The sequence below is a fragment of the Enterobacter soli ATCC BAA-2102 genome, from assembly GCF_001654845.1.
Lineage (GTDB): Bacteria > Pseudomonadota > Gammaproteobacteria > Enterobacterales > Enterobacteriaceae > Enterobacter > Enterobacter soli.
In genome coordinates, this window is the sequence record NZ_LXES01000052.1 from 66898 (window position 1) to 87467 (window position 20570).

22 protein-coding genes are annotated in these 20570 nt (G+C 54.8%); 7 read left to right on the forward strand and 15 right to left on the reverse strand.

The features are described 5' to 3' along the window. Positions 1 to 5 precede the first annotated feature (5 nt). From M987_RS22410 to M987_RS22420, 3 genes are all read left to right on the forward strand, one after another. On the forward strand, positions 6 to 1373 hold the full coding sequence (locus M987_RS22410; RefSeq protein ID WP_014071340.1) for a 6-phospho-alpha-glucosidase: 1368 nt from the start codon (positions 6 to 8) through the stop codon (positions 1371 to 1373). 89 nt (positions 1374 to 1462) lie between these two features. Continuing rightward, on the forward strand, positions 1463 to 2308 hold the full coding sequence (sseA, locus tag M987_RS22415; RefSeq protein WP_014071341.1) for a 3-mercaptopyruvate sulfurtransferase: 846 nt from the start codon (positions 1463 to 1465) through the stop codon (positions 2306 to 2308). Continuing rightward, complete coding sequence (locus tag M987_RS22420; protein WP_014071342.1) at positions 2308 to 3078, forward strand: MurR/RpiR family transcriptional regulator; 771 nt, start codon at positions 2308 to 2310, stop codon at positions 3076 to 3078. The genes sseA and M987_RS22420 overlap by 1 nt, the downstream gene beginning before the upstream one ends. Before the next feature lie 18 nt (positions 3079 to 3096). Here M987_RS22420 and sseB read toward each other — a convergent pair whose 3' ends face one another. The 11 genes from sseB to trmJ form a co-directional block, all read right to left on the reverse strand. Beyond that, complete coding sequence (gene sseB / locus M987_RS22425) at positions 3097 to 3873, reverse strand: enhanced serine sensitivity protein SseB (RefSeq protein WP_014071343.1); 777 nt, start codon at positions 3871 to 3873, stop codon at positions 3097 to 3099. 79 nt (positions 3874 to 3952) lie between these two features. After that, a complete protein-coding gene (gene pepB / locus M987_RS22430) occupies positions 3953 to 5239 on the reverse strand; it encodes an aminopeptidase PepB (protein WP_014071344.1) in 1287 nt (428 codons plus the stop codon). A 53-nt stretch (positions 5240 to 5292) separates the two neighbouring features. After that, a complete protein-coding gene (gene iscX / locus M987_RS22435) occupies positions 5293 to 5493 on the reverse strand; it encodes a Fe-S cluster assembly protein IscX (RefSeq protein WP_003860650.1) in 201 nt (66 codons plus the stop codon). Position 5494: 1 nt separating this feature from the next. Beyond that, positions 5495 to 5830, reverse strand: coding sequence for an ISC system 2Fe-2S type ferredoxin (gene fdx, locus M987_RS22440; RefSeq protein ID WP_014071345.1), 336 nt, complete (start codon positions 5828 to 5830; stop codon positions 5495 to 5497). A 1-nt stretch (position 5831) separates the two neighbouring features. Next, a complete protein-coding gene (gene hscA, locus M987_RS22445; protein WP_014071346.1) occupies positions 5832 to 7682 on the reverse strand; it encodes a Fe-S protein assembly chaperone HscA in 1851 nt (616 codons plus the stop codon). Between the two features lie 15 nt (positions 7683 to 7697). Beyond that, positions 7698 to 8213, reverse strand: coding sequence for a co-chaperone HscB (hscB, locus tag M987_RS22450; protein ID WP_014071347.1), 516 nt, complete (start codon positions 8211 to 8213; stop codon positions 7698 to 7700). 77 nt (positions 8214 to 8290) lie between these two features. After that, on the reverse strand, positions 8291 to 8614 hold the full coding sequence (gene iscA, locus M987_RS22455) for an iron-sulfur cluster assembly protein IscA (protein WP_014071348.1): 324 nt from the start codon (positions 8612 to 8614) through the stop codon (positions 8291 to 8293). A 13-nt stretch (positions 8615 to 8627) separates the two neighbouring features. After that, on the reverse strand, positions 8628 to 9014 hold the full coding sequence (gene iscU / locus M987_RS22460) for a Fe-S cluster assembly scaffold IscU (RefSeq protein WP_005120408.1): 387 nt from the start codon (positions 9012 to 9014) through the stop codon (positions 8628 to 8630). Positions 9015 to 9038: 24 nt separating this feature from the next. Then, positions 9039 to 10253, reverse strand: a complete 1215-nt coding sequence (gene iscS / locus M987_RS22465) for a cysteine desulfurase (RefSeq protein ID WP_014071349.1) — start codon at positions 10251 to 10253, stop codon at positions 9039 to 9041. 240 nt (positions 10254 to 10493) lie between these two features. After that, positions 10494 to 10985, reverse strand: coding sequence for a Fe-S cluster assembly transcriptional regulator IscR (gene iscR / locus M987_RS22470; protein ID WP_014071350.1), 492 nt, complete (start codon positions 10983 to 10985; stop codon positions 10494 to 10496). A gap of 217 nt (positions 10986 to 11202) precedes the next feature. Continuing rightward, entirely contained in the window at positions 11203 to 11928 is a 726-nt protein-coding gene (trmJ, locus tag M987_RS22475; protein WP_014071351.1) for a tRNA (cytosine(32)/uridine(32)-2'-O)-methyltransferase TrmJ, read from the reverse strand. Positions 11929 to 12059: 131 nt separating this feature from the next. On the opposite strand from trmJ, the gene suhB reads away from it, so the two are divergent. Then, a complete protein-coding gene (suhB, locus tag M987_RS22480) occupies positions 12060 to 12863 on the forward strand; it encodes an inositol-1-monophosphatase (protein WP_014071352.1) in 804 nt (267 codons plus the stop codon). 35 nt (positions 12864 to 12898) lie between these two features. Here the strand turns inward: suhB and M987_RS22485 are convergent, their stop codons facing one another. After that, on the reverse strand, positions 12899 to 13879 hold the full coding sequence (locus M987_RS22485; RefSeq protein WP_014071353.1) for a nickel/cobalt transporter: 981 nt from the start codon (positions 13877 to 13879) through the stop codon (positions 12899 to 12901). Then, on the reverse strand, positions 13870 to 14508 hold the full coding sequence (locus M987_RS22490) for a DUF1007 family protein (RefSeq protein WP_014071354.1): 639 nt from the start codon (positions 14506 to 14508) through the stop codon (positions 13870 to 13872). The genes M987_RS22485 and M987_RS22490 overlap by 10 nt, the downstream gene beginning before the upstream one ends. Before the next feature lie 125 nt (positions 14509 to 14633). Here M987_RS22490 and csiE point away from each other — a divergent pair, with 125 nt between their 5' ends. Continuing rightward, positions 14634 to 15911, forward strand: coding sequence for a stationary phase inducible protein CsiE (csiE, locus tag M987_RS22495; protein ID WP_014071355.1), 1278 nt, complete (start codon positions 14634 to 14636; stop codon positions 15909 to 15911). Here the strand turns inward: csiE and M987_RS22500 are convergent, their stop codons facing one another. Further along, positions 15912 to 17051 (reverse strand): 3-phenylpropionate MFS transporter, encoded by a 1140-nt coding sequence (locus M987_RS22500; protein ID WP_014071356.1) that lies wholly within the window; start codon positions 17049 to 17051, stop codon positions 15912 to 15914. 257 nt (positions 17052 to 17308) lie between these two features. On the opposite strand from M987_RS22500, the gene M987_RS22505 reads away from it, so the two are divergent. Further along, positions 17309 to 17731, forward strand: coding sequence for a DoxX family protein (locus tag M987_RS22505; RefSeq protein WP_014071357.1), 423 nt, complete (start codon positions 17309 to 17311; stop codon positions 17729 to 17731). Positions 17732 to 17783: 52 nt separating this feature from the next. On the opposite strand, the gene glyA is transcribed toward M987_RS22505, so the two are convergent. Then, complete coding sequence (gene glyA / locus M987_RS22510) at positions 17784 to 19037, reverse strand: serine hydroxymethyltransferase (protein WP_014071358.1); 1254 nt, start codon at positions 19035 to 19037, stop codon at positions 17784 to 17786. A gap of 304 nt (positions 19038 to 19341) precedes the next feature. Here glyA and hmpA point away from each other — a divergent pair, with 304 nt between their 5' ends. Beyond that, on the forward strand, positions 19342 to 20532 hold the full coding sequence (gene hmpA / locus M987_RS22515; RefSeq protein ID WP_014071359.1) for an NO-inducible flavohemoprotein: 1191 nt from the start codon (positions 19342 to 19344) through the stop codon (positions 20530 to 20532). Positions 20533 to 20570 lie beyond the last annotated feature (38 nt).

Consider the following 20570-nt stretch of genomic DNA (forward strand, 5'->3'; position numbering starts at 1 on the left):
TAAAGATGTTTAAACCCCCGTTTATTCTCTCTATTGCCGGTGGCGGTAGTACTTATACGCCGGGCATCGTGAAAAGCCTGATGGTACGCCTGCAGGATTTCCCGCTGGCAGAAATACGCCTCTACGATATTGACGACGCGCGTCAGAACACCATTGCGCCGGTGGTAGAGAAAGTTATTCGCGACCACAGCCAGAGCATTAAATTTACCGTCACCAGCAACCCGGAAGTGGCTTTCAGCGGCGCACACTTTGTCTTCGCCCAGATGCGCGTTGGCCAGTACAAAATGCGCGAGCAGGATGAGAAGATCCCATTGCGTCACGGCGTGGTTGGGCAAGAAACCTGCGGCCCCGGCGGGCTGGCGTACGGCCTGCGCACCATCCTGCCGATGGTAGAGCTTATCGATTTAGTGGATCGCTACGCGCATGAAAAAGCGTGGATCGTAAACTACTCCAACCCGGCGGCGATCGTCGCGGAAGGCGTGCGTCGTCTGCGTCCGAACGCCCGCGTGCTGAACATCTGCGATATGCCGGTGGCCGCGATGCGTAATATGGGGGCGATTCTGGGTGTCGATCGCCACAAGCTGGAAGTGGACTACTTTGGTCTGAACCACTTCGGCTGGTTTACCCGCGTGCTGGTGGATGGCGAAGATAAGCTGCCGGAGCTGCGTCGACATATCGCAAAGTTTGGCCTGCTGACGGAAGATGCCGCGAAAACCGACCCGCAGCATTCCGATCCGTCATGGGTGAAGACCTGGCGCAACATCAAACCGATCATGGACAATTTCCCGGATTATCTGCCGAACCCGTATCTGCAGTACTACCTGATGCCGAACCAGATTGTCGAGCACCAGAACCCGGAATACACCCGCGCTAACGAAGTGATGAACGGGCGCGAGAAAAAGCTGTTCGCGGCCGCAGAAGAGTACAAGCGCACTGGCGTACTGTCGGACGCCTTCCACGTAGGTGTGCACGGTGAATTCATTGTTGATGTTGCCTGCTCGCTGGCCTTCAACTTGCGCCAGCGCCATCTGGTGATGGTGGAAAACCGCGGGGCGATTACTAATCTACCGTACGATGCCGTGGTGGAAGTGCCAGCCTATATCACCTCAGAAGGGCCGGAGCCTATACGCGTGGGCCAGGTGCCGCTGTTCCACCAGACGTTGCTGCAACAGCAACTGGCTTCTGAACAGCTGCTGGTGGAAGCCACTATAGAGGGCAACTATGAAAAAGCGTTGCAGGCATTCACCCTGAACCGTACTGTGCCCACTATGGAACATGCAAAAGCGATTCTCGATGAGATGATAGAGGCTAACCGTGATTACTGGCCTGCGCTGCAAAAAGCCTGGAATAACGGCGAAGCGGTGAAAAAATAAGGCGTTGCTCGCGAGTTGAACGTGGTGTGCTTGTCGGTGTCAGAAAAAACACCGACAATCCTTTTTTACGGAAAAGAATGGAGGCACCCATGTCCACCTCATATTTTGTCGCCGCCGACTGGTTGATTGAACACAGCGACGACCCGGAAGTCCAGATTATAGACGCGCGCATGGCCCCGCCGGGGCAAGAGCATCGCGACGTTCCCGGTGAGTACCGTGCAGGGCATCTGCCTGGCGCAGTATTTTTTGATATTGAAGCCCTCTCTGACCACACTTCTCCCCTGCCGCACATGCTGCCGCGCCCAGAAGCCTTTTCCGTGGCGATGCGCGAGCTTGGCATCAGCCGCGACAAGCATCTGGTTGTCTATGACGAAGGCAATCTCTTCTCCGCCCCGCGCGCGTGGTGGATGTTGAAGAACTTCGGTGCGGAAAAAGTTTCGATTCTGGCTGGCGGACTCGCCGCCTGGAAACGCGATGAGCTGCCGTTCCAGCAGGGTGACGTGACGTTGCCAGAAGGGGATTTCGACGCCACGTTTGATGCCACTATCGTAAAACGTCTGACCGATGTGCTGGTAGTAAGCCATGAAAAAACAGCGCAAATCGTCGATGCTCGCCCTGCACCGCGTTTCAACGCCGAAGCGGATGAACCGCGCCCGGGCCTCAAGCGTGGACACATCCCCGGCGCGCTGAACGTACCGTGGGGCGATCTGGTGTTTGAGGGCGAACTGAAAACCACCGACGAACTACAGGCCATTTTTGCTCGTCAGGGTGTGGATTTGCAGCGTCCGATTATCGCCAGTTGTGGTTCCGGCGTGACGGCCTGTGTGGTGATCCTGGCGCTGGCAACCCTCGGTGCGAATGATGTATCACTGTACGATGGCGCCTGGAGCGAATGGGGTGCCCGTGACGATTTGCCGGTTGAACCTGCCAAATAATGGATAACCGCCTGATAACGCTCTTAACGCGCGGGGAGTCATTGACCCGCGCGGAGTATCGCGTGCTCGCCCACCTCACGGAACATCCGCTGCTGGTGGGTAACATCACGGTGCGCGAGCTGGCGCAGGCGACATTCGTCTCTACCGCCACCATTATGCGCCTGTGCCAGAAGCTGGGGTTTAGCGGTTTTAGCGAGTTTATCTGGCACTGCAAACAGCTTCTTTCAGACACGCCACACATTACTGCGCAAAGGAATGACCTCCCGGAATTGCCTGCCCTGTTCAGCCAGTTTATTGCGAATTATCAGCAGACATTCCAGTGGGTTACGCAAGCAAAACGCCAGCAGTTTGCCGACCTGTTGCGCCAGAAAGAGAGTTTCTTTCTCTACGGTGCAGGGTTTTCGTATCTTTTTGCCGAGTACCTCACCAAGAAATTGCAGGTGTTGGGCAAAACGGCCTTTATTTCCGGGCCCGGCGACAGCAGGAATATTTTTCTGAGTAACGCTGCTCGTTATCAGGTGTTTATCGCCGTGTCGCGCAGTGGCGAAACGGAACAGGTGCTGGATAAAGCGCGGATTGCCAAAAACGTTGGCATGACGGTGGTGGCCTTTACCCGCGCCTCGGCAAATACCCTGGCAGGTATGGCGGATCTGCATTTCGCGTTGTATGACGAAGCGGTGCATTACGCCGCCGAAGCCGCTGGCGTGACGTCGTTCGAGTCTAACCTGGTGCTGTTGATGGATTTACTGCTGTTGGAAGCAACGGGGTGAGTGCTCACCCCAGTGCTATCAGATAATGCGATTGGTTTTCAGATCGCGCAGGAAACCGCCCCAGCGACGTTCATAGAACGGGGTGATGTGTTCAGTAATAAAGTGGCTGATGCCCTTCTCACCTTTCACAACGCGACAGATATCAATCGGCTCATCACCTGGCAGTGTGTCAGTGGCTACGTTCCCGGCCGCCTGAATGATCTCATCGATTTCACCGTCGGCTTCAATACCAATCAGCAGCACCGGCTGCTCTTCCGCGCTCTCTTTAATGGAGCACAGGAACGCGCGTTTTACCGGCTTGATGGTTTTGAACAGCGTGGTCAGGGAGTCAATCATCTGTGCTGGCGGTTCCGCCACTTCAGACAACAGCAGCGTTTCGCCACCTTCAATCACTTCCTGCGTGCTGAGCGGGTTGCCCTCTTCGCCAATCAGATGGCTGATTTCACGCGGGGTGAACTCTTTCCCGGTCGGCAGTTTGGCGTTCAGGAACAGCGTCTGGCCCAGCGTCATTTCAAACAGCGTGCGCACCGGCATCACCACAAACGCCTGTTCGTCTTCAACCGCTTCCTGGAGTGCTTCAAGAGAGGTGAAGAACGGGATAACAGAGGTGCCGTCGTCTTTCTCCCAGTGCAGCAGATCCAGCGCACTGTCTTCCACAACCTGCTCACCTTCCGCTGGCGTGCCTGGCACCCAGACGGTGGATTCCAGCAAGGTACGGAAAAATGCCGGACGATGCGCGGGCTCGGTCGCCGCCTGTTCCAGCAGGGTTTCTAATTCGTTTTTGGTTTCGGACATAACAATTCCAGATGGTGCATTTTCCCCCTCACCCCGGCCCTCTCCCTTGAGGGAGAGGGTTAGGGTGAGGGCAATGAGATTACTCAGCCGTCAGCAGGTTCGCCACGGTACGCACACCCAGACCGGTCGCGCCCGCAGACCACTGCTCAACTGCCGCTTTACGGTACGTTGCGGAGCAGTCGATGTGCAGCCAGCCTTCGTGGTAGTTCTCAACGAAGTGAGACAGGAAGCCCGCGGCGGTGCTTGCACCTGCCGGGTACGCCGCGCTCGCGGTGTTGTTCAGTTCGGCAAAGTTAGACGGCAGTTGGCTGCGGTGGAACTCGGCCAGCGGCAGACGCCAGAACGGCTCGTTCTCTGCGGCAGCGCTTGCCAGCAGGCGGGCAGCCAGTTTGTCGTCAAAGCTGAACAGCGCATGGTAGTCGTTGCCCAGGGCAGTTTTCGCCGCACCGGTCAGCGTTGCCATATCGATAATCAGCTCGGGTTTCTGGGCGCAAGCGTCGATCAGGCCATCGGCCAGCACCAGACGGCCTTCGGCGTCGGTGTTCATCACTTCGACGTTTTTGCCGTTGCGGTAGCGAATGATGTCGCCCAGCTTGAAGGCATTGCCGCTGACCATATTGTCGGCGCAGCACAGGTACAGTTTCACGCGCTTGTTCAGACCGCGGGTAATCGCAAACGCCAGTGCACCAGTGATGGTGGCTGCGCCGCCCATATCGGACTTCATGGAATCCATGAACGCGCTCTGCTTCAGGCTGTAACCGCCGGTATCGAAGGTAATACCTTTACCGACCAGACAGGCAAAGACGGGCGCTGTTTTGTCGCCGGTTGGGTTGTAATCCAGCGCCAGCAGCACAGGAGGACGTTCAGAGCCGCGACCCACGGTGTGAATACCCATGTAGTTCTGCTCGCGCAGATCTTCGCCTTTGGTGATGCGGTAAGACATTTTGTCACCCGCCACGCCGCACAGCAGGTCAACCGCGCGCTGTGCCAGCTGCTCCGGGCCTAACTCTTCAGCCGGAGCGTTGATGGTGTCACGCACCCAGTCGATAATGGTCAGACGGCTTTCCAGCTCTTTCTGGCCGGCTTCATCGAGGTTCGCCCACTCAATTTTACGGGTGCCTTTCGGACCTTTATAACCTGCCCAGAACGCCCAGCTGCGATCGGTATCCCAGCCTTCGCCGTCCAGAGAAACATGTTTAATGCCCAGGCCGTCAATTTTACGCGCGGCGCGCTGGATCAGGCCGGTGTCATCTTTGCCTGTCAGGTGCAGGGTAATGCCGTCGTTGTTGATGCTGTAGGTGGCTTTCTCGCCCCAGCGCGCGTCAGCAGGCTGTGTGGAGAGCGTAATCTTCATCGCTTCGGTCATTTTATTTATCCTTATTAGCAAACGGGCCGCCTGAAGGCAGCCCGTTAAGTGATTTACTCTGCTTCATCTAACCAGACTAACAGAATCGCCTCCAGAATTTTTTCATTGGATGCGTTTGGATCGTCGTCAAAATCCTCTAAATCGCAGATCCACTGGTGCATGTCGGTGAATCGTACGGTCTTTGGATCGAGATCCGGGTTCGCGTCGTAGAGCGCTTCGCCGATTTCACGGCTGTCTGTCCACTTCAGTCCCATATTAGTGCTCGCGTGCGTGGTTGATGGTGTAGCGTGGGAATTCCACGACCAGATCTTCATCGGTTACCAGCGCCTGGCAGCTTAAACGGCTGTCTGGCTCCAGACCCCATGCTTTATCCAGCATGTCGTCTTCGTCTTCGGTGCTCTCAGCAAGAGAGTCGAAACCTTCACGCACTACGCAGTGACACGTGGTGCAGGCACAGGATTTTTCACAGGCGTGTTCCACTTCGATACCGTTACGCAGGGCAACATCGAGAATGGTTTCACCGGTCTTCGCTTCCAGAACAGCGCCATCCGGACAGAGGTCCGCATGAGGCAAAATAACAATCTTTGGCATATTAAACCTCGTCCACGGACTGGCCTTTCAGCGCGACGCGGACAGATTTGTCCATGCGGCGAGCGGCGAAGTCCTGGGTTTGTTTATCAACGTTTTTAATGGCTTTTTCTATTGCATCAGCGTCATCGCCTTGCGCTACGGCACGTAAGTGCGCGGCAGCTTCGTCGATCACCTGACGCTCAGCGGCGCTTAACAGCGCGGCATCGGCAGTGAGTGCGCCAACCAGGCTTTCCAGCACGCGTGCGGCTTCAACTTTCTGTTCAGCCAGCATTCGCGCCTTCACGTCTTGTTCGGCGTAGCTCATTGAATCCTGAATCATGGTCGCGATTTCGCCATCGGTCAGGCCGTAAGACGGCTTCACCTGGATGGACGATTCAACACCGGTCGATTTTTCCATCGCTGTGACGCTCAGCAGGCCGTCCGCATCCACCTGGAAGGTCACGCGAATGTGCGCCCCGCCCGCAGGCAGCGCCGGAATACCGCGCAGCGCAAAGCGAGCCAGAGAACGGCAGTCCTGCACCAGTTCGCGTTCGCCCTGCATCACGTGGATGGACATCGCGGTCTGACCGTCTTTAAAGGTGGTGAACTCCTGCGCACGCGCCACCGGAATGGTGGTGTTACGCGGGATCACTTTCTCTACCAGGCCACCCATGGTTTCCAGCCCCAGGGAAAGTGGAATGACGTCCAGCAGCAGCATTTCGCTGTCCGGCTTGTTGCCGACCAGAATATCAGCCTGGATTGCGGCGCCCACCGCGACCACTTTGTCCGGGTCGATGGAGGTCAGCGGCGTGCGGCCAAAGAATTCACCCACGCGTTCACGCACCAGCGGCACACGTGTGGAGCCCCCCACCATGACCACTTCAAGTACTTCTTCCGCTTCGACGCCCGCGTCTTTCAGCGCGCGGCGGCAGGCCAGAAGTGTGCGTTTCACCAGCGAGGTAATCAGATCATTAAACTGTTCACGGGTGATGTCACCCTGCCAGCCCGCCACATTCACGGTGACAGTCTGGGCGTCGCTCAGTGCAATTTTGGCTTCAACCGCCGCATCCAGCAGTTCACGCTGCACGCGCGCATCGCTACGATCGGTAATACCCGCCAGCTCGCGAATGTGATCCGCCAGCAGATGATCGAAGTCATCACCGCCGAGCGCAGAGTCACCGCCGGTGGCCAGCACTTCAAATACACCGCGGCTTAAGCGCAGGATAGAGATATCAAACGTCCCGCCGCCCAGATCGTAAACTGCAATCACCCCTTCCTGACCGGAGTCCAGGCCATAGGCAATGGCAGCGGCCGTCGGTTCGTTCAGCAGGCGCAGTACGTGCAGGCCCGCCAGACGCGCAGCGTCTTTGGTGCCCTGACGCTGTGCATCATCAAAATAGGCGGGAACGGTGATCACCACGCCGTCCAGTTCACCTTCAAGCGTGGCTGTGGCGCGAGCCGCCAGCGCTTTGAGGATGTCCGCAGACACACGAATCGGGTTCAGTAAACCGGCGGTGGTGGCGATCATCGGCAGGCCGTTTTCACTTGCCTGTAATTGATACGGCAGATGCGGATAACGGGCCTGGATATCGGCCAGCGAGCGGCCCATCATGCGTTTGACAGAGCTGATGGTGTTGGCCGGATCGCGCGCAGCGTTAGTGCGTGCATCGTAGCCGACCGAGTGGCCCTGCTGATGATAGTGGACCACAGATGGCAGCAAATGGCGGCCGTCTGCGTCTGCCAGCGTTTCCGCCTGGCCGCTACGCACGGTCGCCACGAGGGAATTGGTGGTACCTAAATCAATGCCCACCGCCAGACGACGCTGGTGCGGTGCAGCACTTAAACCAGGCTCACTAATTTGTAATAAGGCCATGTTGAGCTTCCAGAATCAAAAATCGAGCAGCTTTTCTTCGAGTTGTTCAGCGCTGCTTCGCAGTTTATCGAGAAAACGGAGCTTGCGTACTGTGTCCGCCGCTACGTCCCATGTCTCGTTATTCAATTGTTCAACCATCTGCTGATGGCGGGTATCAAACATCTCTTTGACACGTTTGATAAAGCGCGCCAGCCGGGTTTCGTCTTTCGCCTGGTCTATCTCATCCAGCTCTTCACGCAGCTCCAGCTGTTCCATCAGAAATGCGGTATCGCGCACGGTGTGCTGTTCGCTCGCCAGATCAAATCCGTGAAGGGAGAGTAAGTACTCTGCGCGGGTTAACGGATTACGCAGCGTCTGCCAGGCCTGATTGATGGTCGCAGATTGCGATACGGCCGCCAATTGCTCTGACTGAGTACCACTGGCAAATTTATCCGGATGGTACTGACGTTGCAGATCCTGAAAACGGACCGTCAGGGTCGGAATATCGACAGTGTACTGAGCGGGTAATCCGAAGAGGGTGAAGTAATCCATAACAATCTCAGGGGTAGCCGATTAAAACAAACCCCACGCACAGATTCCTGCGGTGGGGTTCATCGGATGACGCACGATCAAACGTGGAAGCTTTCGCCGCAACCGCACTCGTCTTTTACGTTAGGGTTCGTGAATTTAAACCCTTCGTTCAGGCCTTCTTTTACAAAGTCCAGTTGAGTGCCATTGAGGAATTGCAGGCTCTTGCCATCGACCACCACCTTCACGCCCTTGTCTTCAAACACGGTGTCGTCAGACGCCGGTTCATCAACAAACTCCAGTACGTAAGCCATACCAGAACAGCCGGAGGTACGTACGCCCAGTCGCAGGCCATAGCCTTTACCACGGTTCGCCAGGAAGGCGCTTACTCGCGCGGCAGCGCTGTCGCTAAGGGTAATCGACATACTCAAACCTCAATTATTTTGCTTCACGTTTGCTTTTGTAATCCGCAATAGCGGCTTTGATCGCGTCTTCTGCCAGGATAGAGCAGTGAATTTTCACCGGCGGCAGTTCGAGTTCGTCAGCAATATCGGTGTTTTTGATTGCCTGTGCTTCGTCCAGAGACTTGCCCTTTACCCACTCGGTCACAAGTGAGCTGGACGCAATTGCAGAACCGCAGCCATAGGTCTTGAAGCGCGCGTCTTCAATGATACCTTCATTGTTGACTTTAATCTGCAACTTCATCACGTCGCCACACGCCGGTGCACCGACCATGCCGCTACCTACGGATTCATCGCTGTTGTCAAAAGAGCCAACGTTGCGTGGGTTCTCGTAATGATCAATAACTTTTTCGCTGTATGCCATGATTGAATTCTCCTTATGTACCGATTAGTGATGTGACCATTCAATGCTGTTCAGATCCACGCCCTGTTTGAACATTTCCCACAGTGGAGAAAGGTCACGCAGACGGCCGATGGAGTTGCGAACCAGCTTGATGGTGTAGTCAATCTCTTCTTCGGTAGTGAAACGACCTAAAGAGAAACGGATAGAGCTGTGTGCCAGCTCGTCGGTCATCCCCAGCGCGCGCAGCACGTAGGATGGCTCGAGGCTTGCAGAAGTACATGCAGAGCCAGAAGAAACAGCCAGGTCTTTCAGCGCCATGATCAGCGATTCGCCTTCAACATAGTTGAAGCTCACGTTGAGGATGTTTGGTGCGCCCTGCTCCAGATCGCCGTTCAGATACACTTCTTCCATATCTTTCACGCCGTCCCACAGACGGTTACGCAGAGTGCGCAGACGCGCCATCTCGGTTTCCATCTCTTCTTTCGCAATGCGGTACGCTTCGCCCATGCCCACGATCTGGTGAACAGGCAGAGTACCGGAACGCATTCCGCGCTCGTGACCGCCGCCGTGCATCTGTGCTTCGATACGAATACGTGGCTTACGACGAACATACAGTGCGCCAATACCTTTCGGGCCATAGATTTTGTGGCCAGAGAAGGACATCAGGTCCACTTTCAGCTGGCTCAGGTCGATAGGCAGTTTGCCCACGCTCTGAGTTGCGTCAACGTGATAGATGATTCCGCGCGCACGGCACATTTCGCCGATGGTCGCGATATCCTGCACGACGCCGATTTCGTTGTTCACGTGCATGATGGAAACCAGAATGGTGTCTTCACGCATTGCCGCTTCGAGCTCTTTCAGGTCGATGATACCGTTGCTCTGTGGCGCCAGGTAGGTGACTTCATACCCTTCACGCTCCAGCTGGCGGCAGGTATCCAGCACGGCTTTGTGTTCGGTTTTGCTGGTGATAACGTGCTTGCCTTTTTTCTGATAGAAGTTGGCTGCACCTTTGATCGCCAGGTTGTCGGATTCGGTTGCACCGGAGGTGAATACGATTTCACGCGGATCGGCACCCACCAGGTCAGCAATCTGATTACGGGCGATATCTACCGCCTCTTCAGCATGCCAGCCAAAACGGTGTGAACGGGAAGCTGGGTTACCAAAGTTTCCGTCCAGGGTCAGACACTGCATCATTTTCTCGGCAACACGCGGGTCCACCGGCGTGGTTGCGGAGTAGTCGAGATAAATCGGTAATTTCATTGCTCTATAAACTCCGTACATCGCTTCAATGCAAGGAATCAGGCAACCGGCTGGATGTACGACCGAGTACACGGGGTGTTTCCACCCCGGCCTGATTCTGAAATCTTATAATTTTTGCCCTAAATAGTTCGTGTTGCAGCAAGGCGGCAAACTTGCGAGTCCCAGGAGCTTACATCAAGTAAGTGACTGGGGCGAGCTAGTGCGGCCAACGCAGTTGCGGCACGAAATATAACGGGCAAATTAGGCGCGTAATTTAACGTCGATTGCGTCTTGCGCGCGGGTGCTGCGTTGTGATTCATGGCTGTGCTGGCGACCAGACACATCCAGGACTTCCTGGTTATTCACCAACTCACCGAGAGTGATGTTGTTCAGGAAGCCGGTCAGACGGTCGCTCAGATCGCGCCACAGCGCGTGGGTCAGGCATTTATCGCCGCCCTGGCAGCCGCCTTTACCCTGGCAACGGGTCGCGTCAACGGATTCGTCAACTGCGCTAATCACTTCGCCTACCGCAATACTGCTCGCGTCTTTACCCAGCAGATATCCGCCGCCTGGGCCACGAACGCTGGAAACCAGTCCATTTTTACGCAGTCTGGAGAACAGCTGTTCCAGATAAGAGAGGGAGATCCCTTGTCGTTCAGAAATATCAGCCAACGGAACCGGGCCCGCTTCGGAGTTGAGCGCAACGTCCAGCATCGCGGTCACGGCATAACGCCCTTTAGATGTCAGTCTCATGTCTTACTTAACCTCAAACTCGCCCCTGCCCGGGGTTTTTTATTGTAAAATGGGGGTATTGCATAGCAGGGCCAAGTCTGACATTCCTGACTAAATTGGTCAACTATTTACTTGACTGTTTTAGTCAGGTATTTAACCTTCCGTGCCGTTTTTGTCGGGTGCGGCCTGATGCCCTCCCCGGCCCTCTCCCAAGGGGAGAGGGGAAAACAAACCGGCACTACTCTTTATTCTTCTGCTCAATCGACGCCAGGATCCCGCGCAGGATGTTCAGCTCCTGACTTTCCGGGCGCGCACGGGTAAACATACGACGCAGCTTATTCATTACCTGCCCCGGATGGCCTTCACGGATAAAGCCGGTTGAGAGCAGCGTCTGCTCCAGGTGGCCGTAGAAACGCTCAAGGTCGTCCACCAGCGGGTAAGCCGCCTCTTCTTTCTGTTCTACCGGTTTCTCCTGCGTTGCCAGCCAGGCCATGCGCACTTCGTAGGCAATGACCTGTACCGCCATCGCCAGGTTCAGTGAGCTGTATTCCGGGTTTGCGGCAATCGCCACGTGATAATGGCATTTTTGCAGTTCATCGTTGGTCAGGCCCACGCGCTCACGACCAAACACCAAAGCAACTGGCGCCTGTTCAGCTTCCGCCACGCTTTTCAGACCGCATTCACGCGGATCCAGCATTGGCCATGGCAGCGTACGCGAACGCGCACTGGTGCCCACCACCAGGCTACAACCCGCCAGGGCTTCGTCGAGGGTATCAACAATCTGGGCATTGCCGATAACGTCACTGGCGCCGGCCGCCAGGGCGATTGCCTGGGAGTCGGGTTTGACCAATGGGTTAACCAGCCACAGATTGGTTAAACACATGGTTTTCATTGCGCGGGCGACAGAGCCCATATTGCCGGTATGCGATGTTTCGACCAGCACGATTCGAATATTTTGCAGCATAGTTTTTGGTGTCTGAATTCAGTGTCTGAAGAATATTCGGGCATATTATCATAATCGGGAGACATAATCCGATCCCGCTGCTATACTCTGCGCCGATTTTCATGTTCTTTAACATCCAGTGAGAGAGACCGATGCATCCGATGCTGACCATCGCCGTGCGCGCAGCGCGCAAGGCGGGTAATGTAATTGCCAAACACTACGAAACTCCAGACTCCGTAGAAACCAGCCAGAAAGGCAGCAATGATTTCGTGACTAACGTCGATAAAGCCGCAGAAGCGATTATTATCGAAACAATCCGCAAATCTTACCCACAGCACACCATCATCACCGAAGAAAGCGGTGAACATGAAGGTACCGATCAGGATGTTCAATGGGTTATCGATCCACTGGATGGCACCACCAACTTCGTAAAACGCCTGCCACACTTCTCTGTGTCTATCGCAGTACGCATTAAAGGCCGTACTGAAGTCGCCGTTGTCTACGATCCAATGCGTAACGAACTGTTCACCGCAACCCGCGGCCAGGGCGCTCAGCTGAACGGCTATCGTCTGCGTTGCAGCAATGCACGTGACCTGGACGGCACCATTCTGGCGACCGGCTTCCCGTTCAAAGCGAAGCAGCACGCAACTACCTATATGAATATCCTGGGCAAACTGTTCACCGAATGTGCTGATTTCCGTCGCACCGGTTCTGCTGCGCTGGATCTGGCCTACGTTGCGACCGGTCGCGTTGACGGTTACTTCGAACTGGCACTGAAGCCGTGGGACTTTGCTGCGGGCGAGCTGATCGCGCGTGAAGCAGGTGCACTGGTGTGTGATTTCACCGGCGGCCACAACTACATGACCACCGGCAACATCGTTGCAGGTAACCCACGCGTTGTTAAAGCCATGCTGGCAAACATGCGTGATGAACTGAGCGACGCGCTGAAGCGTTAATTCAGTATCAGGGTGCGGGCACCAGCCCGCCCCTGTCAAAACGGCCGCAATCCCCTTCCTACCGGCACAGCACTCATCCACATCGTTACCGCCGCAACCAGTAAAATAACCCCACCTGCCAGCGCAAGCGTGGTCCAGCCAACCTGTCGCCACAACACCGGCGTTTTGTTGCCGCTCAGTTTGACCGCCAACTGACGGAAACTGTGGACCAGCAACGCCAGCGAAGAGATGGTCAGAGATGTCCCTGCTGCCATCGCCAGCGCGGAGATCATTCCCCAGCCAAACACACCGATAACCTTACTGAACAGCAGCACCATTATCGCCCCCGAACACGGGCGCATCCCCATCGAGAGAACAATCATCAACCGTGCGCGCCAGTCGTCGCCATTTTGCAGCTGTTCCTGGGTCGGTAAATGCTGATGCCCACAGCCGCAGTGGGCATCGTGAACGTGATGCGGAGTGAACGTTTTGAATTTTGGTTTTTGCAGTAAGACGCGCAATTTTTTCAGCGCCCGCCAGCAGAGGATCAGCCCCAGCACGCCCACCAGCGCGTAGCTTCCCTTCTCCAGCCAGAAACTGCTCAAATGTAACTGACGCGCCGGGAGTTGCAGAAGCGACAGCACAACCACCACCAGCACAATAGCCACCAGCCCCTGTAGCAGCGAGGAGGCCAGCGTCAGGCCAATACTCGATTTCAGCTTTGAGGGATGCGTGGCAAGCCAGGTGGTAATCACAATTTTGCCGTGTCCGGGGCCAAGCGCGTGCAGAACACCATACAGAAAGCTGAAAATCAGCAGCGATCCGCCCGCCTGAGCTGGGTTATCCGCCACGGCTTTTAGCAGCCCGCTCATCTGCTGATTAACGTCACGCTGCCAGAGGATGCTTTTCATCATCACCTGTGGCCATGCTTGCCACAGCCAAAACGCACCACCTGCGGCCAACACCATAAACAGGGCCAGCGGCCAAAGCTGCAACCAGCGGTGGGGTTTTCTGACGGGGGAAGAGATCACTGACATTGCAACGTCACCTGCTGTGCAAACTGTTTACCCAGATCCATGTCCTCTGGCGGAGCATCTTCTTTATCGAGAGACACGGCAAAGTTAAGCGTTTCTTCACTGGGTTTCGGGGTATGAACCGCCAGCGTACAGCGTTTTTGTAGCTCAGTTGGCAGCTGTGCATCGCTGTCTTCGGCATAACTCATATCGACGTAATAGCTTGGGTCAAAGGTTGAAAAGGTATACTTTTGCCCCGACAGCGGCTGGGGTTGCGCCAGCGGCAGCACGAACGTCAGCACCGCCTGATGCCCTTCACGCGACATCCCGTATTCCGTTGGGCGATTAAGGAATTTGACCTTCTGGCCGTTATGCCAGAACTCGGTGAAATAGTGCTGACCCAGCACATTTGCCATCACTTCCGCCGCCAGTTTTTTCCAGACTTCATCTCCGGGTTTGGCGTTTCCGGCATCATAAAGCAGGTCAGCAGAGGTGATTTCGTCCATCGTCCAGCGCATTTTAAGACCGCTAAGCTGCGTCCCGTCTGTCACCAGCGTTGTTTTCAGGCTGATAAAACTGTGAGGATGTGCGCTGACGGTAAAAGTGAAAACCGCCAAAAATAACGCCAGAGCACTTTGTTTAACTATTTGCATCAATTCCTCACGTCAAAAATTCTGTGATGTTCGCCTGCAATCCTGAAGGAAAGCGTTCCCGTTGCGCTTTATTGCCGACATCCTTTAGCTATTCTTACCAAACACTCACACTGGATACCCGACAGATGATGACGACGCTTGAGATACCATCTGTGCTTTCCAGTTCGCAGCGCCGCTGCCAGGTGCTTTTGATGCTTTACCTGCCAGATGCTGCCGTCACCGCACAGAGCATTACGGCTGCCAACGGGGTAGACGACACCATCGCACGGCAAGATATAGCCGAGACACGCGATGAAATCCAGCGCTATCATCGGCTTGATATCGTCACGCATCATGACGGCAGCTACCGAATTGAGGGCACCGCACTGAATCAGCGTTTATGCCTGCTGCACTGGCTGCGCAGGGCGCTCAGGCTTTGCCCACAGTTTGTGTCTCACCAGTTTACCCCAGCATTAAAAACCGCACTTAAACGGCACGGTATTGCTCGCCCTCTGTACGATGACACCAACCTGCGCGCGCTGATTAACTTCTGTTCGCGTCGGCTTCAGCGCCAGTTCGAATGCCGGGATGTGCAGTTTTTACAGCTGTTTTTACAATATTGTCTGATTCAACATCATCAGGGTAATACGCCGCACTTCACCCATATTCAGCGCAACTGGGCACAGTCCAGAGGTGAGTATTTCACCGCACAGGAGATTGTTCGCCACTGGAAACGCCGGGTACCCTCGGCTCCGCATATCGATGAGCAACTGTTTTTGTCGCTACTGTTTATGATGCTGCGCACCCCCGATCCGGTTCTGGACAAGCACCAGCAGGATCAGCGCTTGCGCCGCACCATTGTCCGCATGATTGCGCGCTTTCGGGCGCAGACCGGGATGAATTTCAGCGACGAGCAGGGGCTGACCGATCAGCTTTATGTCCACCTGGCTCAGGCGCTTGACCGCTCTTTATTTGATATCGGCATCGATAACAGCCTGCCGGAAGAGATCCATCGTCTTTACCCACGCCTGCTGCGCACAACCAAAGAGTCGTTGTTTGAGCTGGAAGCGGAATTCGGGCTGCGTTTTTCCGAAGAAGAGATGAGCCTGGTGGCGGTGATTTTTGGTGCCTGGCTGATGCAGGAGAACGATCTGCACGAAAAACAGGTCGTGCTGTTAACGGGGGATGATAAAGCGTGCGAGGCGTTAATTGAGCAACAGCTACGTGAACTGACGCTGCTGCCGCTCAATATTCGTTATCTGACGTTACAGGCCTTTCAGAAGGAGGGAGCACCGCGTGAAGCCTCACTGGTTATCACTCCCTACCCCACGGCGCTGCCGCTGTTCTCACCGCCACTGATCCATGCCGTTAAGACACTCAATGCGCAGCAGCAAGAACATATTCGCGCGATGCTGGAGTCGTAATCAGACCCGCGCCGCCACTTTTGGACGTACCACCATTGCAGGCACTGCGACCAGTGCCATGACCCAGAATACGCCGTGGCCGAGCTGCTGATACAGGAAGCCCGCAAATACCGTCATCACGGCAATACTGCCACCCATCGCGACGGCTGAATAGACCGCCTGCAAGCGAATAACATCCCCACCTTCCCGGGCTGAGATATAGCGCATGGCAGCCAGATGACACACCGTGAAGGTGCCACAGTGCAGGATTTGCGCCACGATAAGCCACGGCAGCTCTGTCGTCCAGCCCATAATGCCCCAGCGCGCCACACCACAGACGGCGGAAAGCAGCAGCAGGTCACGAGCCCCAAAGCGACGGAACAATTTTTTGCTCAGGGCAAAGATAATCACCTCAGCGACAACACCAAGCGACCAGAGATACCCCACGGCTGAAGCCGAGTATCCAGCCCCCTGCCAGTAAATCGCGCTAAAACCGTAATAGGCCGCATGTGCCCCCTGAAGAAGACACACGCACGCCAGAAAACGCCAGCTTTGGACGACCAACGCCCGCCAGGCCGGCCAGCCTGCGCTCTCCTGATGTCGGCTTTCCCCCTGCGGCATCACTGATGGACGCAATAACATGCCCAGCAGCATCGAGGCGATCCCGACACTCAACAGCGCCAGAATGGCGCGATAATCGTAGAGACTGACCAGCTTGCCCACCAGCGCCGAGCCAATGACAAAGGCAATCGATCCCCACAGGCGAACGCGGCCATAATCCATGGTTATCTGTTTTTGCCAGGTATTCGCCAGCGCATCCGTCAGCGGCACCAACGGAGAGAAGAACAGGTTGAAGCCCACCATTACTACCATCAGCCAGGCAAACTGATGACTGACCCAGAAGCAGGCCATAAAGACCAGCGTCAGCAGCGCCAGAATACGCACGGCTTTAATCAGTAAGGAGGGATCACTGACGCGCGGCGCAATTAACAGACTTCCCAGAAAACGCGCAACCAGCCCGGCACCCAGCAGTACGCCAATGGTTTCTGGCGTAAGGCCAATCCCTTTGAGCCAGACGCTCCAGAAAGGCAGAAAAATACCGTAGCTAAAAAAGTAGGTGAAATAGCTGAGCGCCAGCCAGCGTGTGGAATGCAAAACCATGAATCCCTCCTGAAATGGAGGCGATAGTCTGTCGTTAAATGTAAGCCAGCGCAAGTGACTATTAACAAGCAAATAACACCCACACTTCACAGGGCTTAGATGGCGCAATGACCTCTATTTTATCGCCCCGGGTTACCATGCTGAATGGCGAAAAATGAATATCATCCTTACGGCTGATTTATGAAGAAAAGCTGAATGGCAGGCTGCCGGTTTGTGTATTAGTTTTAAATCAGGTCCCACCGAAAAAAGAGCCTGCTATGAACTCTCTACGTTATTTTGATTTCGGCCAGTCTCGTCACTTGTTGTTGCTGATTGCCCGTATCGCGATTGTTGTGCTGTTTATTATTTTTGGCTTTCCGAAAATGACCGGCTTTAGCGGCACGGTGCAATATATGACATCCCTTGGTGCACCAGCGCCCATGCTGGCAGCCATTATCGCGGTAGTGATGGAAGTCCCCGCGGCTATTCTTATCGTGCTGGGCTTTTTCACCCGCCCTATTGCCGTGCTCTTTATTTTCTATACGCTGGGAACGGCGGTGATTGGTCACCATTACTGGAATTTGACCGGTGATGCCGTGGTGCCAAATATGATTAACTTCTACAAGAACGTCAGTATTGCTGGCGCGTTTATTTTGCTGGCGATAACCGGGCCTGGCGCAATATCCCTCGACAGGCGTTAAACACAAAAAAGGCCGCAATCGCGGCCTTTTTTATTTCTGCAAAGCAGGATAATTATGCGTAAACCGGGAAGCGTGCGCAGATATCCAGAACTTTACCTTTAACGCGCTCGATAACCGCTTCGTCATTGATATTGTCCAGAACGTCACACATCCAGCCAGCCAGCTCTTTCACTTCAGCTTCTTTAAAGCCACGGCGAGTCACAGCCGGAGAACCGATACGGATACCGGAGGTCACAAACGGGCTCTTCGGATCGTTTGGTACGCTGTTTTTGTTCACGGTGATGTTGGCGCGGCCCAGGGCAGCGTCAGCTTCTTTACCGGTCAGGTTTTTATCAACCAGATCCAGCAGGAACAGGTGGTTTTCAGTACCGCCAGAAACCACTTTGTAGCCACGGTTCAGGAACACTTCCACCATCGCTTTGGCGTTTTTAGCAACCTGCTGCTGATAAACCTTGAACTCAGGCTCCATTGCTTCTTTCAGCGCAACCGCTTTACCCGCGATGACGTGCATCAGCGGGCCGCCCTGCGCGCTTGGGAAGACGGCAGAGTTCAGTTTCTTATACAGCTCTTCGCTACCGCCTTTCGCCAGGATCAGGCCACCGCGTGGACCTGCCAGGGTTTTATGGGTGGTGGTAGTCACAACGTGAGCATGTGGAACCGGGTTCGGGTAAACGTCTGCGGCGATCAGACCTGCAACGTGCGCCATATCAACGAACAGATATGCGCCGATGCTGTCTGCGATTTCACGCATTTTTGCCCAGTCAACGATACCGGAGTAAGCAGAGAAACCACCGATGATCATCTTCGGTTTGTGCTCTTTAGCCTGCTTAGCCATGTCTTCGTAGTCAATTTTACCGGACTCATCAATACCATAAGGGATGATGTTGTACAGTTTGCCGGAGAAGTTAACCGGGGAGCCGTGAGTCAGGTGACCGCCTTGCGCCAGGTTCATACCCAGAACGGTATCACCCGGTTGCAGCAGAGCGGTGTAAACCGCGAAGTTAGCCTGAGAGCCTGAGTGCGGTTGCACGTTAGCGTAGTCAGCACCAAACAGTTCTTTTGCACGGTCAATCGCCAGTTGCTCAACGATATCAACGTATTCGCAACCGCCGTAGTAGCGCTTGCCCGGGTAACCTTCAGCATATTTGTTGGTCAGCTGAGAACCCTGCGCCTGCATAACGCGCGGGCTGGTGTAGTTTTCGGAGGCGATCAGTTCGATGTGCTCTTCCTGACGTACTTTTTCCTGCTCCATAGCCTGCCACAGTTCGGCATCATAATCGGCAATGTTCATTTCACGCTTTAACATCCGCATCTCCTGACTCAGCTAACAATAAAATTTTGGCCTGAAAAGGCAGTCCTGTTGGACGACGGGCAACAGTATAACTGATTAGTTGTGCGATAACAGGTCTTGACAAACGATTTTACGCAAACGTTTACCTCCACGCCACGCAAGGGTTTGAGGAATAAAGCCCTCACCCTTTTCAACGGATTTCTTTTCAGGTTTGTGATGCAAATTTTTCACGATGCAAAGAACCATTTACAACGCAGGGGTATTTTTTATAAGATGCATTTAAAATACATCATTAAAGTAACATCAGAAGGATGCGCTCATGCTCGACGCTCAAACCATCGCTACCGTTAAGGCTACTATTCCCCTGCTGGTCGAAACCGGTCCTAAACTCACCGCCCATTTCTACGATCGTATGTTCACGCATAACCCGGAGCTCAAAGAGATTTTCAACATGAGCAACCAGCGTAACGGCGATCAGCGCGAAGCGTTGTTTAACGCCATCGCAGCGTATGCCAGCAATATCGAAAACCTGGCGGCGCTGCTGCCTGCGGTAGAGAAAATTGCGCAGAAACATACCAGCTTCCAGATCAAACCAGAGCAGTACAACATCGTTGGCGGTCACCTGCTGGCAACGCTCGATGAGATGTTCAGCCCGGGTCAGGAAGTGCTGGACGCATGGGGTAAAGCCTACGGCGTGCTGGCAAACGTCTTTATTAATCGCGAAGCGCAGATCTACAGCGAAAACGCCAGTAAAAATGGCGGCTGGGAAGGTACTCGCGCATTCCGTATTGTCGAAAAAACGCCACGCAGCGCGCTGATTACCAGCTTTGAATTTGAACCTGTGGATGGCAAGCCAGTGGCAGATTATCAGCCGGGTCAATACCTGGGCGTATGGCTGAAACCAGAAGGTTTCCCGCACCAGGAGATCCGCCAGTACTCTCTGACCCGTAAGCCTGACGGCAAAGGCTACCGCATTGCCGTGAAACGCGAAGACGGCGGTCAGGTCTCTACCTGGCTGCACAACGAAGCCAGCGTGGGTGATGTGGTGCATCTGGCCGCGCCTGCGGGTGATTTCTTTATGGCTGTTGACGCCAATACACCGGTGACGCTTATCTCCGCAGGTGTTGGTCAAACACCAATGCTGGCGATGCTGGATACGCTGGCGAAAGCTCACCACAGTGCGCAGGTAAACTGGTTCCACGCCGCAGAAAACGGCGACGTTCATGCCTTTGCGGATGAAGTGAAAACGCTGGCGGCGGATCTGCCGCGCTTTAACGCGCATACATGGTATCGTCTGCCAACCGATGCTGACCGCGCGGCTGCGCGTTTCGACAGCGAAGGTTTGATCGACTTAAGCCAGCATGAAGGGGCATTTAGCGCACCGGATATGCAGTTCTATGTATGTGGCCCGGTAGCATTTATGCAGTATGCAGCGAAGCAATTGGTTGAGCTGGGCGTAAATAAAGACAGCATTCATTATGAGTGCTTCGGCCCGCATAAGGTGCTGTAATGAAAAAGCCCCTCGTTCGAGGGGCTTTTTTTCGCCGG